Source organism: Hydrogenovibrio marinus, assembly GCF_013340845.1.
GTDB classification, from domain to species: domain Bacteria; phylum Pseudomonadota; class Gammaproteobacteria; order Thiomicrospirales; family Thiomicrospiraceae; genus Hydrogenovibrio; species Hydrogenovibrio marinus.
In genome coordinates this window covers 976,522-989,837 of sequence record NZ_AP020335.1, presented here as the reverse complement: position 1 = coordinate 989,837, position 13,316 = coordinate 976,522, and the positions used below count along the sequence as shown (strand labels likewise).

General features: G+C 39.2%; 16 protein-coding genes. 4 read left to right on the top strand and 12 right to left on the bottom strand.

The genetic code is table 11. The annotated features are described in order from the left end of the window. Nucleotides 1–183 precede the first annotated feature (183 nt). Nucleotides 184–1,017: a hypothetical protein gene (locus tag HVMH_RS04660; RefSeq protein WP_051622924.1), complete on the top strand. Its 834-nt coding sequence runs from the start codon at nt 184–186 to the stop codon at nt 1,015–1,017. A gap of 267 nt (nt 1,018–1,284) precedes the next feature. Here the strand turns inward: HVMH_RS04660 and HVMH_RS04655 are convergent, their stop codons facing one another. The 12 genes from HVMH_RS04655 to HVMH_RS04600 all read right to left on the bottom strand — a co-directional run bounded on the left by HVMH_RS04655 (nt 1,285) and on the right by HVMH_RS04600 (nt 9,771). Then, complete coding sequence (locus HVMH_RS04655) at nt 1,285–3,237, bottom strand: hypothetical protein (RefSeq protein WP_029908398.1); 1,953 nt, start codon at nt 3,235–3,237, stop codon at nt 1,285–1,287. 177 nt (nt 3,238–3,414) lie between these two features. Continuing rightward, nucleotides 3,415–3,630 carry a GpE family phage tail protein gene (locus HVMH_RS11860; RefSeq protein WP_155837630.1) on the bottom strand — a complete coding sequence of 72 codons (216 nt, stop codon included), beginning with the start codon at nt 3,628–3,630 and terminating at the stop codon, nt 3,415–3,417. After that, the gene (locus HVMH_RS04645) at nt 3,594–3,869 is read right to left on the bottom strand and encodes a phage tail assembly protein (RefSeq protein ID WP_029908394.1); all 276 of its coding nucleotides are present in this window, start codon (nt 3,867–3,869) and stop codon (nt 3,594–3,596) included. The genes HVMH_RS11860 and HVMH_RS04645 overlap by 37 nt, the downstream gene beginning before the upstream one ends. Before the next feature lie 4 nt (nt 3,870–3,873). Then, on the bottom strand, nt 3,874–4,554 hold the full coding sequence (gpM, locus tag HVMH_RS04640) for a phage terminase small subunit (protein ID WP_029908392.1): 681 nt from the start codon (nt 4,552–4,554) through the stop codon (nt 3,874–3,876). 12 nt (nt 4,555–4,566) lie between these two features. Beyond that, nucleotides 4,567–4,929, bottom strand: a complete 363-nt coding sequence (locus HVMH_RS04635) for a phage tail tube protein (RefSeq protein ID WP_029908390.1) — start codon at nt 4,927–4,929, stop codon at nt 4,567–4,569. 21 nt (nt 4,930–4,950) lie between these two features. Beyond that, entirely contained in the window at nt 4,951–6,099 is a 1,149-nt protein-coding gene (locus HVMH_RS04630; protein ID WP_029908388.1) for a phage tail sheath subtilisin-like domain-containing protein, read from the bottom strand. Then, nucleotides 6,096–6,278 carry a DUF2635 domain-containing protein gene (locus HVMH_RS04625; RefSeq protein ID WP_029908387.1) on the bottom strand — a complete coding sequence of 61 codons (183 nt, stop codon included), beginning with the start codon at nt 6,276–6,278 and terminating at the stop codon, nt 6,096–6,098. Before HVMH_RS04625 ends, HVMH_RS04630 begins: the two co-directional genes overlap by 4 nt. After that, nucleotides 6,275–6,790: a phage virion morphogenesis protein gene (locus HVMH_RS04620; RefSeq protein ID WP_051622923.1), complete on the bottom strand. Its 516-nt coding sequence runs from the start codon at nt 6,788–6,790 to the stop codon at nt 6,275–6,277. The genes HVMH_RS04625 and HVMH_RS04620 overlap by 4 nt, the downstream gene beginning before the upstream one ends. Beyond that, nucleotides 6,790–7,254 carry a phage tail protein gene (locus HVMH_RS04615; protein WP_051622922.1) on the bottom strand — a complete coding sequence of 155 codons (465 nt, stop codon included), beginning with the start codon at nt 7,252–7,254 and terminating at the stop codon, nt 6,790–6,792. The genes HVMH_RS04620 and HVMH_RS04615 overlap by 1 nt, the downstream gene beginning before the upstream one ends. A gap of 1 nt (nt 7,255) precedes the next feature. Further along, on the bottom strand, nt 7,256–7,708 hold the full coding sequence (locus HVMH_RS04610) for a head completion/stabilization protein (protein WP_051622921.1): 453 nt from the start codon (nt 7,706–7,708) through the stop codon (nt 7,256–7,258). A gap of 105 nt (nt 7,709–7,813) precedes the next feature. Further along, nucleotides 7,814–8,869 carry a phage major capsid protein, P2 family gene (locus HVMH_RS04605; RefSeq protein ID WP_029908380.1) on the bottom strand — a complete coding sequence of 352 codons (1,056 nt, stop codon included), beginning with the start codon at nt 8,867–8,869 and terminating at the stop codon, nt 7,814–7,816. A 41-nt stretch (nt 8,870–8,910) separates the two neighbouring features. After that, nucleotides 8,911–9,771 (bottom strand): GPO family capsid scaffolding protein, encoded by an 861-nt coding sequence (locus HVMH_RS04600; protein ID WP_051622920.1) that lies wholly within the window; start codon nt 9,769–9,771, stop codon nt 8,911–8,913. A gap of 137 nt (nt 9,772–9,908) precedes the next feature. Between HVMH_RS04600 and HVMH_RS04595 the strand changes: the two genes are divergently transcribed. The 3 genes from HVMH_RS04595 (at nt 9,909) to HVMH_RS11915 (ending at nt 13,315) form a co-directional block, all read left to right on the top strand. Further along, nucleotides 9,909–11,642, top strand: coding sequence for a terminase large subunit domain-containing protein (locus HVMH_RS04595; protein WP_197942632.1), 1,734 nt, complete (start codon nt 9,909–9,911; stop codon nt 11,640–11,642). 11 nt (nt 11,643–11,653) lie between these two features. Next, on the top strand, nt 11,654–12,616 hold the full coding sequence (locus tag HVMH_RS04590) for a phage portal protein (protein WP_029908374.1): 963 nt from the start codon (nt 11,654–11,656) through the stop codon (nt 12,614–12,616). 417 nt (nt 12,617–13,033) lie between these two features. Further along, the gene (locus tag HVMH_RS11915; RefSeq protein WP_029908372.1) at nt 13,034–13,315 is read left to right on the top strand and encodes an ogr/Delta-like zinc finger family protein; all 282 of its coding nucleotides are present in this window, start codon (nt 13,034–13,036) and stop codon (nt 13,313–13,315) included. The last annotated feature ends 1 nt before the right edge of the window (nt 13,316 follow it).

Below are 13,316 nucleotides of genomic sequence, written 5' to 3'. Positions count from 1 at the left end.
GAGTTTTCAGAACAACATACGCAAGCATTTTGCGACACGATAAAAAGAACAATTCCCAATAAATGAACAAAGAAAAATAAGACATCCTCAAAAGGTTGGAAAAGCAAAAATTTAGACTAAAAAATTCTTAAACTTTATATTACCTAAAAATCGTCCAACAGAATAAATGGGAGCTCGTGGATAATGATACAAGAAACACAGCAATTGATTGATGCCATTACTAGTCTGAAGCCAGAAAGCAGTTTCACTAAAGACTATTTTTTTCCAATAGCTAGTGCTTTTTTCTCATCTATGCTGGGCGCGGGTATTGCGTATGGCACTCTAAAACATCAAGAATACCTTCAAATAGAAAAAGACAAGCTAAATATTGCAAACAAGTGGATGCTTAATATTTCTGATGCCCTCTCCGCTTTAATAGCCATCAAGGCTAACTACATAGGAAAACTGAAGGACGACCCTATTCAAAGGATAGCTTGCATTAAACAAGCTATAAATATATATAAATATTTCGAAAATGATATACATGAACTATCTTTCATAATTCCCTCTTCAATTGAGGAACAGGAACAGCAAAACAATAAATGGTCTCGCATTGCTAAAATACAATCAATGACAGCCAACTACAATCTAGCTCTCGAAGTTTGGAAAAAAAGAGATGAGTTATACGAAGAGTTTGGAAATCTATTGATGGCAAAGCACGATAACAATGCATTTGCTGAAATCACCCTAAAAAGCGCCATCGAAGATACAAACCAAACCATTGTAGCCAAGCTAATTGAGGTAAATGAAAGTGCTATAACTATGACCGACGAGCTTATAATTCAGTTTCTTGATTTTTCAAAGAACTTTCCAGCGTATGCGGAAACAAAAATCGATACAAAGAAACTTAAACGCTATGGACGAATCATCCGACACCAAGACCAAGATATCTATACAATTGCAGAATCGCTCAAAGAAAGATCACCTAAAGTTAATCTTACTGAAATGAATGAATTATTGAAAAAAACTCAAAACTAGCAATATTAAATCATCAGCCCTTAAAACAAAATACGGTATTTTTTACGGTATCAAAAAAAATAAAAACAAAAAAAGTCTTTAAATAACAACCTGATAAATAATGTAAATGGCGCGCCCGAAGGGAGTCGAACCCCTAACCGCTCGGTTCGTAGCCGATAAAACAATACTTTAAAATCAATTACTTACAATTACTTTTCCCACAAGTTTGGCCTGTTTACCCCCTTTTTATATGCGGTTTCAAGCAATTCTTGTGGGAAATTTTTTGCACTAAAAACCATGGCTTAAAAGCCCACCAGTATCGACCATCAAATCTGTCTTTCTATCAGTCTCAACTCGAGCAATTTTCACCGGCTTATCAGAGTCAATTTTCAAGTGTACTGTGGACTGTGATTTTGTTGCTGTATCATTCTGGCCATTAATTGATACATTGTTATTTGCAAGCGTTGTGCCTGAACCTGGATTAAGCGGTTGTACTTTTGCCAGAGGTTTGGCATTTTCTGATGATGGTCCATTTAGTGCCAACTGGATCCCATGCTTTTTATAGCCGGCCATTTTCTTATCAAGGTCTGATAGGAATTTATTTGTGCCAGAGATACCTCCGGCAATACTATCCGGCAGCATTGATTTAGGAATTTTAGACAGTAATCCAAACAACCATTTAACTGGCTTGATAACGCTTGAGATGATAACGCTTCCAATAGTTAAAAAACCACCAACTAATCGTCCTGTAAACCCGATCATACCTTTTCCAATATTAGTCAAAACTGACCAAACACCATTGATGATGTTTCGGAATTTTTCTGACTTGTGATAGGCATAAATCAAACCGGTAACCAATGTCGCAATAGCCGCAACAACTAAACCGATCGGATTAGATGCCATGGCAGCATTCAGAGCAATCATTCCTATTTTCAGCATGGTTATTCCAAGGATAACTTCAGGTAAGTGGTTGTTAAGGAATACAAAGGCTCCACCAACTGATGTCAATACGGTAAAAATCTGCATGAGTACGATTTTCACTCTCTCAATGGTATTTTGTCTCCAGTCTGCATTTTTGAACTGTGTCAAAAACTGATTAAGCAGTGTTGTCACTTGTCTAAGTACCGGTGCGACTGCAGCATACTTGATTGACTTCCATACCTCTGCAATTTTTTGCATGGCATCGTCATAGGCCTCTGCTGATTTAGCGTCTTTTGTTGTAACTCCTCCACCAAGTGCGTTGTATTCTTTTCTAGCGTCTGAAAGGCCTTTAGTGCCCTCTTTAAGCATGATAAGCATTCGGCGTCCATCCTGACCGAATGCAGCATCAGCAAAAGCCATTTTCTGTTGGTTAGTTTTAAGCTTAGAGAACGTTTCAAGAATCTTTTGATAGGCTTCATCTGTTGTTTTAGCCATTTTCAACTGTTGATACAGTGGGCTTTTGCCTTGCTTCAAGAATGATCCAAGCGCACCGGCGCCAGTTGTCTGTAAAACACCTAATCGTTTAGTGAAACGAATGAATGATTTATCAAGTGTTTCATTTGCAATACCGGCATGCTCTGCCTGAGATCGATATACTTGCAGTTCTTCAACCGGCATATTCAGGTTTTGTGCCGTCTTTGATAGTTTATCCATCTCTTGTGCTGTGCTATTAACACCAAAAGCCCAACCACCAAAGATTCCGCCGAACACTAGAGCCTGATTTTTTAGGTTACCAAATGAGAATGGCTTAGATATTTTATCTCTAGCCTTTTGAATTAGGTTATACCGTCCTTTCAGGCGATTTAACACTGAGATTGACTTATTGTTTTCTCTGTTTAGACGTGATTCTTCAGCAGTTAAGTTTTTGGTATTTACACCTGCTTTTTTTAGGGCCTGCCCTGTTTTTTTCAACACCTGCAGATAACCAGTTCCATTATCTTGCAGATCGCGTAATTTTGCTTGCTGCTTGTTGTATTGTGCTGTCAGTGCTGCACTAGGTACCTTTGAACTCTTAATTCTATTTTCAAGTTGTGCCATCTTTTCTTGAGCCGCATTAATGGCATCTTTGTTTGCCATATACTGCTGTTGCACTTTTTTCAAAGACTGAATATTTGAAATAGCGTCAGCATTGCTTTTCATTGCTTTTTGAACAGCTCGAATTTTTGTTGTAAACTGACCATATTCACCGGACATTTGTTTAACTGGACCAGATACCTGGTCAATAATGCCCATTACGACAGAAAGGTTCAATTTAGCCATGGCTTATTCCTTATTCAGATCGTTAAAATCTTTAATTCTTGGCGTTATCATCTTCGTTGCTATGATATTTTTTGCCGTATTTCCAAAATTGCTAGTTATCCCTGGCGTAATTCTATTTTTTTGGGGTACTAAAAAAATCGCTGACTATTTCAATGGCGTAAATACAAAAAAGGCGGATTAATCTTCATCCGCCTCTTCATCCGCTTCATTGCTTCTTGATGGACTATTACGATCTGCCGCTTTATCTCTCCACATAGCTAATTCATCAAGTTTGAACCTATCCAAGCAAAATGGATCCCAGTGAAAAACCGTGGCGATGTCTGCGTAATAATCCTCTACTGTGTCATGACAAAGAACTAAACCGTTACGAAAAAACCCACAACAGTAATACACACCTTCAAAAGATCTGATACCTTGAGTTTATGCATATCTGTTTTAGTTAAGTTTGAAATACGCGGTACCAGTTCAAACATAGTGTCCATGTCCTGTGCCATTACCATAGAAAGCTGAAGGCCGCGCAAACTACCAGAATCTGGTTCTTTGATTTCAACCGTTTTAAGTGCGGATTTTTCATCCCCTTTTACTTGCTCGATCGGAAAATCAAGTTCAACTGTTTCTGTTTTCTTTTCCATCAACTTAACCCTTTGCTTTCGCTTTTTTAAGGTCAGTTTTAACGCCGGCCTTATCGTTGTACTTCAATGCCTTCTCTAAGCTGTCAATGGCAACCTTGTTGTCATCACGTGCTAATGCCAATCTTCCATGGCAGACGTAAAGTTTTGACTTAACAGCATCGTTTGTGATGACTTTCCCAGATTCAAGCATGGCGATCGCACCATTCAGATATGATTCATCAAAATCTGCACCTGACTTCATGCCTGCTGCAGTAAAGTCTTGAACGCTATCAAGATATAACGTAGCAAAGTCTCTGCTGAATGGTTCTTCAGTTGTCAGGCCTTTTTCAACACCTACCAACATATCAGCTTGAACAGGTTCAAAGCCTTCAACATCAAGGCGCCACATGATCCACCAGAATACGAGTTTTTGACCTGCAAAGCTGCCATAGTCTTTCATGATTTCCATGACAGGCTGACGGTACTTCTCGATTAACTGCTTTTTCAGTTCATCTCGGTCTTTGTGATCAGGAATTGCTCGTAATGCTGTCAAATCTGCATCTAAATCAGTCGATGACTTAGCAAGATCAGCCTGTGTTAATACTGGTTTTTCAACAGTACCTGTTTCAAGTGATTCTGGCTGTTTTTGTTCAGCTTCTTGTTGAAGCTGTCTCATTTTGCGTTTGTGTGCTAATGCAATGCTCATACTACCTCCAGATTATTGTCTAACCAGTTTTTTGCCCATAAAGATGACTTCCAAGTCACCTTCATTGGTATCAACTTCAAGATCATTTGATACCCATGCGCCAGTTAGTACGAAACTTTGACCGTTATTTGTATGTAAAACGACGGTTTCATTTGAGAACTCCCCTAGAGCATCCTTGTCTACAGCATCAGAATCTGCCAAAGTGCAGGTAATGGTAGGAACATTCTCATTTTTTTCAGTGTGGCCAAGAACACCACCATTACCGAATACTGCACCTCGTGTTTTTTTTCCAAACTTGTATTTGGCACCAGGCTTTACCGGTAAACGACCAAGGCTACCGGCATCAATAAGTGCTTCACTTGTGATAATTCCCATAGGTTTACCCCTTATCCTTCATTAATTTTTACGAAAACGAATCTTGCCGGCGTAGATCATGAAGCCATTCACAAAGATCGGCTCATCTACCAGGTTAATTCGATTCGGGTTATTAGGATCGATTTCGACATACATGGTGTCTTTGTAGTTGTCGGAATCCTGAACGATAGCGGCATATTCCATTTCAAGATAAAGCGCAATCAATGTTCCTCTAATAATTGATGGTGTTACAACCGCTTGACCTGGTGCAAAATCAGTACCATCTTTTGCCAGTTTATGGCGAGGGTACTTGCTTAAAATTTCACTGCGTTGACGTGCACGGACATACATTGCAGTGAAAACCGTCTCAATATCCAAGTAACTATCATCGGCAACACCTGCAGCATTTTCCTGATACATAGTGATGGCACGTTCGATAAAAATTTCTTTTGCATTATTGGTTCGGTATGTAGACATGCCTGAATACAAAAGCAAGTTGCGTTCGCTGTAGATCCACTCTGTCGAAGCACTTGAGTAAAGCCCCATCAATTGCAGGGTTTGAACTGGCCTTGCAGGGTCAATTGAAACACTTTTGCTTACTTGTCCGGCATAAGCTGCTGCAACTTCATAGTCTTCAACTGCATCACCATTAATATCAGCAACGCTATTGATAGACATAACTGTGACAAATGGCGAGTTTTTTGATGTTCCAAAGGTAACAAGATTTGCATTCGTATCTTTCTTAGCAGCGTATGCCTCACCAGGGATTTGCTGTAATGCAGAAAAACGGTCCTTCAAGAAGACATCAAGCGCGTTTAGCGTAGTGTCATCAGTGTATTGGCAGATAATGTGATGAAACTGCTTACTACCGATAGCGGATAATGCTGCGGAAATATCCGGCGTTACCTTATCCAATGCAATAGCAGACATCGGAAGTACCTTGTTTTGATCATAGAATCGAGAAGCCATCTTATAGATTGGGCTATCAGCACCAAAATGTGTTGCCGCATCATCTGGCAAGGTAGTTTGCGTTAAAATATTGATTGCTACATCACCGCCGGTACCGATATCACCCAGGATCAAAACTTCCTGTTGATCTTCGGCGTTATTTGCCAGTGAGTTATCAATCTCAATATAGGCACCAGGAATACGAGTATTCGCCGGAACTTCATTAAAACTAACACCGCTCATTCAGATGTCTCCTTCTTAATTGATTTTATGATAACAACGTCACCGTCTTTCAGGCGGCGAAGCCAGTATTCATCGCGTGGTTTTTCTTCACCCGCCTCATCTAGCGGATCGCGTGTTTTTGGATCCAAGACCTGAAGACCTTTTTTTGCTGGCTTGATCTTAAATGTTTGTCCTGTCATGGCTTAATCTCCATAGCTTTGATGATTTTTGTTGTAATTTGCTTCTCGAGTTCTTGCGTCCAACCGATAAATGTTCTTTCTGGCATTCTCACCTGCATTTTTCGTTTAACGCCGCCTTCCCACTGATTGGTTTTTGAGTTGAACCAACCATGCATTCTTGTTGGAAGCGTTACGGTTTCACCATCGTTATGAACCTTTGCAATCTTTCCGGCTAAACCGGCAAGGCCAACCTCAAAACCATTTTCATCAGACATTGCTTTCATCATTCTTGAGAACCCCAAGAACATGCTTAAACGAGAGTGTACTTTCCCGCTTTTTGATGCCTCATACTTGCGCTTTCTTCGTGGTTTGTATGACTTACCATAAATGTCTTTCTGTTCACGGATCTGTTCGTGGAAATAGCGCCTAGTTGTGTTGGCTAGGTCTCTATTTAGTTTTTTTCGTTCTGATGCAGGCAAATCAACGCTTTTAAGCAACTGCAGTACTTGTTCTGGCGTTGAAATGTTTTGCATCAGTTAGTCAACTCTGTGTCTTGTGTTACCGCGTCGAATTCAAGCAATTCACCAAATGATTCTGGCTCTTTGTAATTAGTCTCTATGGACATTTTCACGCCGCCAATATCCCACTTCCCTGTTTCACTTGGTACAAATTTGCAGGTCTCTTTAAACTGAATTTTGTACCCTATGTCATACTTTCCACCATCAAGCGGCTGGCAAAAAAACTGCGGTTTATCGAGTTTTTTTCCATCTCTACCTGGATCATAAATTTGCAACCATGACAGCACCAAAGCATCAAGTACGTTTGGATCCATTCGGACTGATGACATCTCAAAATTTGCGATGTACGTTCTCTCGAATCCATCCTCTTTGAATGTCATTGTTGTGGTTAACTCACCGTCTTCAGCCCAACTTTCTAATCTTTCAGGCGGCACACCATTCTTAATAAGGTGATCTGTAAGTCCTTGCAAAAAGTCCATTTCAAACCACCTTCATGGTGTAACCAGTGCTATCTGGTTTTAACTGATCAATAGCCCGTCTAAACATATCAAGCAAGTGATCCTTACGCTCTATCAATGCTTGCTGACGGTCTGCACCATCTTTCGTTGCATCAGTTGCCATCCTATTACCTATAAGATTTGATGCAGTTAGGCAAAAAACAGCTTGTTGGTAAAGTGTCGCTGCCGTTGTGTCATCACTGAATATTGTTTGTGACATAGCTTCCAGTGTTGAATAGGTAGAAACAAGCAATGACAGTTCTTTATGGATCGAAACACGATCAACTTTCATTTGTTGCAATATTGCCTCTTCTGAAAACGTGTCTTTAAAGGCAAACATTTGCTGAAAATCAGCAATCTTTAAGCTTGGGAAAAACGCGGTTGCCGGCAAATCAGAACTGTAGTTTCCAGTTGTATCACCTGTATATGTCGCCATGCTCTTTCCAAGGTTAAAGGTTAAAAAAGCGGGCTTATGGCGTCCAAAAAGACTTCAACAAAGTTCGGTCAATTTGGACACCAACACCCACGGAGGAGGTAGAAGTTAATACCAGGCTGATGTAGCTTCGTTCCACAACTTAACGTTTTTGAACTCAATAGCTGCCATTTTTCCTAGCTTCTCGATTACGTAGTCCATGTTTTGAGACTGGAAAGTATCAACACGGTCATAATCAGGGTTATCTTTTACACGACGACGCATTGTTCCATTCTGTTCGTAGATTGATAGGTTACTGAAAGATGTAACTACAATTCCGCGACCTGGGAACTTTGGTGTTTTATAGGCAGGCAACCCGCCATAAGTTCCAATGACCTGCATATCTTCGATTTTTGATTTTTCAGATGGCGTATTGCCATGATCCGAATAGAACTTAGCTTTTTCATAACCAAGTAACTCAGAACCGATAATGACTACTAAATCTTCATCATCTTCAAATTCTGTATCAATCATTTGCTTGACATCATTCACCAACAAATCAAGGTTTTTGAAGTCAGTAGCATTTGCACCACCATCAACACCTAGACCGATACGGATCTCACCAGGTGTCGTGCCTTCAGAAAGGAAGTTTTCTGCATATTGCTCACGCAACTTCTGCAACCATCCTTTTTTGACATCTTCACCTTTTGTATAGGTATTCGGATCTGTGGTTGCGGCTTCAGACTCACCGTACCAACCGATCTGAATTTTGTTCAAGGCAATCAATTTACGGATTTGCTCTGCAACGATTGATTTGAAGTTTTTCTTGTGTGCCCAGGCATCCATTTTCGCGTAAGAAAGGAATGTATCCGAGTTTGTTTGTGTACAGTTATAGTCTGTACCAGACATACTAGTAGGATCACGAGGAACACGAGGATTAGCAGATGTGTCAGTTCTGCCCATAATCATGCCGGATGCATCAAGACCAATTGCTGTACCACTTTGTTGGTCAACAGTAATCGTGTTGATCTTGTCTAGGAAGTCGATCTTTTCCTTAGTAGCCGCGATGATTTCCTGGTGTTTTGATGGTGTTACAGCAAATGTTTGTGTTACATCTTCGACACCATACTGTTTAGCCATTGCTGCAGACAATGCATTAAACTGAAGTCGGGTATTTTGATTCATTTCTTTGTTCCTTTTATGAGTTCAAATAAAGTTGACTGTTATTACAAGCAACCAGACTCTTCGTCTGCAGATGCACCATTTGCAGGTTGACGTGCAGGCTCATCTGTTTGGGCTGAGAGTTTCGTAATAAGGTCATTCACTGTCTTGTTAGATTCAGCAAACGCCTTAACTGCAGTGTTCAATGCAGTTGTCAATTCCTGCATTTCTTCTTTAGTTGCAAACTCTTTGTCACCTTTTTCAGTGGCATTTTCTTCTGTGCCATGGTTGTTATTTTGTGCAGTATCTTCTTGGTTTCCACCTGGTTTTCCTGCAGTTAATTTTTCTGTCAACTCAAGCAAAGCCTCGGTGGTCTTGCTCTGTTCTTCAGCTACTTTTGTTAGCAATGCTTGTGTTTCTTTACTCATTGATTCTTCCTCATTGGTAAGTGATAACAGTTTTTTGAAGATGTTCTTTTCTTCTTTTGAAGATCCTTCAATAACTTCATCTGTTGAGTAGAAGTTTGAATCTGGATCATTAGAAGAAAGTTTGATAATTGATGTTCCAAGGCTTGCTGGCTCATCTGTTAATGCTAGGCCGGTAAGGTAATAACGGCCTGTGTTGGCAAAGTTCGGTCGGATTTCACATGAAGTGTGAAGTTTTTGACCTGACTGGATAACAGACAACATATAAGCATTTGGCTCCAACATTGCCTGAAGTTCAGTTACGCCATTATTTTCAACAGCCTGCAACTCAAGAACAGATCCGAATTTTGTTGCAAACTTGGCATGGTCGATATTGATGCGGGCGTTGTACTTTTTCTGATCATAGTCTTCAGCCATTTGTTTGATCATTTCTGGAGTGATCTCACGCTTATCAGCAGTAAAACCAGATGTGAGAATAACCAGCCAACCAAGTTTCAACATTTCAAATTTCCTCTTATCGAAAAACTGTGTTTTATTCGTTAGGCCTTAGTATCTGACGAGCGATAAGAGATTGAAACTGAATGACTTTTTAAATCTGCATCTTAAAAGACGGACAAGAATATATAAGTGGTGTTTCGTTGCATAATTCAGGCATGGATAACGCAATCGAAGAAACGATTTTATATTCACAGGAACAGACAAAAGCACTGGCTTTATATCTGCAACAGTTGAATACACGTGAAATAGCTGACCGTATAAAGGTAGGTCAGAGAACTGTACAAATTTGGATAAACAAATTCAAGTGGAAGCAACTACGAGATGATTCACCAACTGAATTAGCAATTAGACAACGTATTGCTTACTTGCTTTGGCAGGATCCAAAATCAGATTCACAAATGCGTGAACTTGATATGTTGCTAAAGCATAACCTTGGTGATCCACAGAAAAAGAATAACAAAGCTAAGGATGGTTCAAATCGTGGTAGGCCATCTAACAAAGTTAAAAATGATGTGTCTAGCATTACTAAAGAAATGTTGGATGAGTACCGAGAAAAGACATTTTTCGAGTATCAAAAACAGGCTTGGCGTGTAAAAAACAACCCTCTTTTAAGTTGGGTACGATTCTATTTGAAGTCTCGCCAGATCGGTTTGACATACTATTTCGCGTACGAAGCTTTTGAAGATGCTGTATTGACAGGTGATAACCAGATTTTCATATCAGCATCAAAGAAACAAAGCGAGATCTTTAAAAATTACATCAAAGACTTTGCCATGGAACTCGGTGGTATAGAGTTGAAAGGAAAAGATGAGTATCAGCTTGGAAATGGTGCCACGTTGTACTTCTTGTCGACAAACTCAAGAACATCGCAAGGGTATCACGGTCATTTGTATGTTGATGAAGTTTTTTGGATCAATAAATTTGCTGAGTTGGATGATCTTGCCGGTGGTATGTCAATTCATGAGAAATGGAGAACGACTTATTTGTCGACACCATCAAGTGTTGCTCATGAGGCTTATCCGAAATGGTCTGGTACCAAAGAGCAGAATATCGACATAAGCCATAAGGCATTGAAAAAAGGTGCCATGGGTATTGATGGAATTTACAGACAAATCATCACTGTAAAAGATGCGATTGCCGGCGGCGCAAATTTCTTCAATATGAAGAAAATTGAAATGCGATACCCGATTAAAGAAGTATTCGATAGCCTGTTCATGTGTAAATTTAGAGATGACTCTAAAGCAGCATTTGCATTGAAAGAGTTGATGGCATGCAAGGTTGACACGGATAAATGGAAAGACGTAGACCTTGAAAGCAAACGGCCTGTTGGAAATACACCTGTTTGGATTGGTTATGATCCTTCAGGTATGCAAGATGAAGCTGCAATTATTGTCGCGATACCACCGACGACTTTAAAAGGTAAATTCAGACTGATTGAAAAAATTAGATTGAAAGGCGTTGTTTATGAAGACCAGGCAGATGAGATTAAAGCATTAACTGAGAAATATAACGTCACTGAAATTGCGATTGATGTGACAGGAATCGGTGGTCCTGTATGCAAGTTAGTTGAAAAATTCTTCCCGCGTGTAACGCCAATCATCTACAGCATTAATACAAAATCGAACATGGTTTATAAGGCCAAGCAAATTTTTAACGATGCAAGGGTTGAGTTTGATGCTGCGTGGGATGACTTAGTTCATGCGTTTTTGATGATTAAGCGAGTTGTTACACCGAAGAGTAACCAGGTTACATTTGCCGCGACCAGGACAAAAGAGAACTCTCACGCAGATTTAGCAATGGCTGCAATGCACTTATTCTCGCTTGAGCCAATGGATAGTTCTTTTGAAACAAAATCGACTGTTAAGGTCATTTAAAAGGAAATAATATGAGCGTAAAATTTGGCGATCCGGTATCAGTACGAAATGAAAGCATATTGGATTATGCTGAAAGTGCCTTGTTTGATGGCTACTATGAACCACCGATATCACTAGAAGGTCTTGCTCAATCAACCAGAGCAAACTCTACTCACAGTTCTGCAATATTTGCCAAGCGCAATCTTCTATTAGCGGTCATGCAAATAAAATCAAAAGATCTATTATCAAGAAAGGATTTGAAAAACTTCATTCTTGATTTCAGAACTTTTGGAAACGCTTATCTGAATATCATCAGAAATGGATTTGGAAAAATAGTCAAACTTAAACACTTGCCGGCGCTCTATATGAGACGTGAAGAGGATCTTGAATCACATTCATTCAGAACAAGCAACCAAACCGTCTACTATCCTCCAGGTACTGTTTGGTCATTCAATGAATATGATGTCACGCAAGAAATCTATGGCGTACCTGAGTGGTTCGCAACGCTAAGTGCTGTTTGGTTGAACGAAGACGCTACCCTATTTCGCAGAAAATACTACATGAATGGCGCACATTCAGGGTTCTTGCTGTATATGAACAATGCCAACTTATCCGATAAAGATGAAGAGGAAATTATAAAGGCATTGAACTCTCAAAAAGGACTAGGTAATTTCAAGAACCTGTTTATTAACGGTAAAGGAAAAGATACCGACAAAACAAAGCCTGAATTGATACCCGTTGGAAAGATAGATGCTCGAGATGAGTTCTTGAACATTAAGAACGTATCAAAGGGAGACATTCTAACCGCGCATAGAATACCGCTTGAATTGATGAGTGTTGTACAAGATGGTTTCAATACATCAACAGACTTGAATAAGGTAGACAGGATCTTCTACAAGAATGAGTTGTTGCCGATCGCGGAATCTTTAATCGAAGTAAATGATGAACTCAGAATTGACTTATTGGACATCAACGAATATCAAGCGGTTGAATAGGCTTCTAACCTTTTTGGGGTTTAAAAGTGCCAAAAAGTGTAATTAACGGTTTTTTTAAATGCAAGTAGTTGATAAATAAAGGATTTAAAATTACAAAAAAGTGTAATTATTTGTAATGAAAAATTACACTTTTTTATAAGTATATGATTTGTTTAAGTTTTTTTACTGTTTTGTTTTTAAAATAATTACACTTTTAAAGTGTAATGTGATTACAGTTTAAATACTTGATAATTACTATTAAATTACACTATTTTTTTTTAGATATTCTTTTTATAAATCATTTGGTTATGTTAAAATTTATGCTGTAAAAAGTTAAAAATTACACTTTTTATTAAACACCCATGCCGTGGAATTTTTCAATAGATTTCACCTAGCCGAAGGTATGAGAAGTTAGCCGATTTTAAAGGATGGTTTCTTATGCTTATACGCTGCCCGCTTTGTCATTCAAAAGCAAGAATAGCTGCATCAGAACAACTTACATCAAGCACAAGATACATTTACATTCAATGCTTGAATATAAGATGCTCTGGAACATTCAGGGGTTACCTTGAAATTCAAGAAATCATCAAAGCACCGGATACTGGTTCGCAACCACCTGATCCGACGAAACAACCCGAATTAGCAAACAACCCTGATCAAATGGATATTTTTGGTGAAACTACCGAATATAGGCTAGTTTCAGAGGTTGCAAACGTCTAAA

What these genes read in the sequence shown, in the direction of transcription:
- HVMH_RS04620 (WP_051622923.1), bottom strand. Translation starts at nt 6,790, where the DNA reads ATGCAAAACATTTCAACGCCAGAACAAGTACTGCAGTTGCTTAAAAGC.
- HVMH_RS04645 (WP_029908394.1), bottom strand. Translation starts at nt 3,869, where the DNA reads ATGGAAAAGAAAACAGAAACAGTTGAACTTGATTTTCCGATCGAGCAA.
- HVMH_RS04600 (WP_051622920.1), bottom strand. Translation starts at nt 9,771, where the DNA reads ATGTTGAAACTTGGTTGGCTGGTTATTCTCACATCTGGTTTTACTGCT.
- HVMH_RS04605 (WP_029908380.1), bottom strand. Translation starts at nt 8,869, where the DNA reads ATGAATCAAAATACCCGACTTCAGTTTAATGCATTGTCTGCAGCAATG.
- HVMH_RS04660 (WP_051622924.1), top strand. Translation starts at nt 184, where the DNA reads ATGATACAAGAAACACAGCAATTGATTGATGCCATTACTAGTCTGAAG.
- HVMH_RS04590 (WP_029908374.1), top strand. Translation starts at nt 11,654, where the DNA reads ATGAGCGTAAAATTTGGCGATCCGGTATCAGTACGAAATGAAAGCATA.
- HVMH_RS04635 (WP_029908390.1), bottom strand. Translation starts at nt 4,929, where the DNA reads ATGGGAATTATCACAAGTGAAGCACTTATTGATGCCGGTAGCCTTGGT.
- HVMH_RS04625 (WP_029908387.1), bottom strand. Translation starts at nt 6,278, where the DNA reads ATGACAGGACAAACATTTAAGATCAAGCCAGCAAAAAAAGGTCTTCAG.
- HVMH_RS04615 (WP_051622922.1), bottom strand. Translation starts at nt 7,254, where the DNA reads ATGGACTTTTTGCAAGGACTTACAGATCACCTTATTAAGAATGGTGTG.
- gpM (WP_029908392.1), bottom strand. Translation starts at nt 4,554, where the DNA reads ATGAGCATTGCATTAGCACACAAACGCAAAATGAGACAGCTTCAACAA.
- HVMH_RS11915 (WP_029908372.1), top strand. Translation starts at nt 13,034, where the DNA reads ATGCTTATACGCTGCCCGCTTTGTCATTCAAAAGCAAGAATAGCTGCA.
- HVMH_RS04655 (WP_029908398.1), bottom strand. Translation starts at nt 3,237, where the DNA reads ATGGCTAAATTGAACCTTTCTGTCGTAATGGGCATTATTGACCAGGTA.
- HVMH_RS04630 (WP_029908388.1), bottom strand. Translation starts at nt 6,099, where the DNA reads ATGAGCGGTGTTAGTTTTAATGAAGTTCCGGCGAATACTCGTATTCCT.
- HVMH_RS04610 (WP_051622921.1), bottom strand. Translation starts at nt 7,708, where the DNA reads ATGGCGACATATACAGGTGATACAACTGGAAACTACAGTTCTGATTTG.